Source organism: Sphingomonas sp. 66-10, from assembly GCF_001897045.1.
In the GTDB taxonomy this organism is placed as follows: domain Bacteria; phylum Pseudomonadota; class Alphaproteobacteria; order Sphingomonadales; family Sphingomonadaceae; genus Sphingomonas; species Sphingomonas lycopersici.
This window is the reverse complement of record NZ_MKRR01000152.1, coordinates 26,661-28,015: the sequence shown is the minus strand read 5'-3', so window position 1 is coordinate 28,015 and position 1,355 is coordinate 26,661. Positions and strand designations below refer to the sequence as shown.

The following is a 1,355-nucleotide window of genomic DNA, read 5'->3' as shown; positions in this document are numbered from 1 at the left end:
GTCCGCCGCGACCGGCAGCGGCGCGAAGCCGCGCGGCACCGCGAAGCCGGCAAAGACGGTCAGCACGCCCAGCGCGGCGAGCACCGCAAAGCCGCCGTCGGCGCCATAGGGCCGCACCACCCACGGCCCGAGCGTCGCGACGACGAGGAATTGCGCCAGCGTCTGCACCGTCAGATAGATCGCCGCCCAGCGCTCGGGGCGCGGGGCGCGGACGATCATCGCGGTCATCAGCCAGATCAGCGCCCCGCTCGGCACGCCGTTGACGCCGCGCACCGCGACCAGCACCCAGCCGTCGCAATAGATCGTCGCGGCATTGAGCAGCGCCATCAGCGCGCCGCACAAGATCGTCAGCAGCCGCAGCCGCTGCGCCCCCACCAATGCGCCGGTCAGCCCGGCGGCGAGCCCCATCGTCAGCAACTCGACCGTCCCGGCCTGCCCGATCTGCGCCGCGCTCAGCCGCCCGGCATGTTCGAGCGCGCCGAGCAGCAGCGGGCCGACCCCGGCGAACATGATCCCCGCGACCCCGGCGAACAAGGTCGCCGCCCGCTCGCGCACCGACGGCGCCGGCCCGAGCCACACGCCGGTTTCAGCCGCGGTCATTGTGCGCGTCTCGATTGGCGGCAGTGTCTCTCCTCCCTTGAACAAGGGAGGGGCTGGGGGTGGGTTGGTGTGGGGGGCAGTGGTTCGTTGCCTCGCAGGCCAACCCACCCTCGACCCCTCCCCTGTTCCCGGGAGGGGAGGAACGATGTGTCGAGGCGAGGAACGCGCGCATCCTCAGCCGCCTTCAATAATGCGCCTTGAGATACAGCCCGTAGGTGCGCGGCGGGCCGACGCTGAATACGTCGAAGCCCAGCGTCGGGATCGGGGTCATGTCGGAGATATTGGTCTCGTTGAAGATGTTCTTGCCCCACACGCCGATCTCCAGCCGGTCGTGCGCGACGCGCAGCCCAAGCCGGGCATCGACGAAGGCGCGCGCCTGATCGGCGAGCCGCGCGGCGTTGGAGGTGTCGAAGAACACCTTGCTGCGGAACGACATGCTGGTGTTGGCGACGATCGTGCCGAGCGGTGTCTCATGCTGCCAGTCGATCGCGCCCTGCACGCTGATCTTGGGGGCGGAGGGCAGGGTGTTGCCCGAATAATCGTTCCCGGCCGATTTGAAGTTGCGATAGGTGGCGTTGAGATAAGCGGTGTTGAGCGACACGGTCAGCCCGCGGGTCGGGGTTGCCTGCAGCTCCAGCTCGCCGCCATAGACCCGCGCGGCCGAGGCGTTGGTGAACAGCTGGATCGTCAGCGCGCCTTCCTCGACCGTGGTATAGACCTGCAAGTTCTTGTAGTCGTAGTAGAAGGCCGTGATG

At 68.6% G+C, this 1,355-nt stretch carries 2 protein-coding genes; both read right to left on the bottom strand.

Translation table 11 applies throughout. From position 1 onward, the window contains the following. Nucleotides 1-600, bottom strand: a 600-nt coding sequence (locus BGN95_RS23640) for a hypothetical protein (protein WP_286774214.1), incomplete at its 3' end; no start/stop codon positions are given. 184 nt (nucleotides 601-784) lie between these two features. After that, nucleotides 785-1,355: TonB-dependent receptor domain-containing protein (locus tag BGN95_RS23635; RefSeq protein ID WP_286774213.1), on the bottom strand; the 571-nt coding region annotated here is incomplete at its 5' end.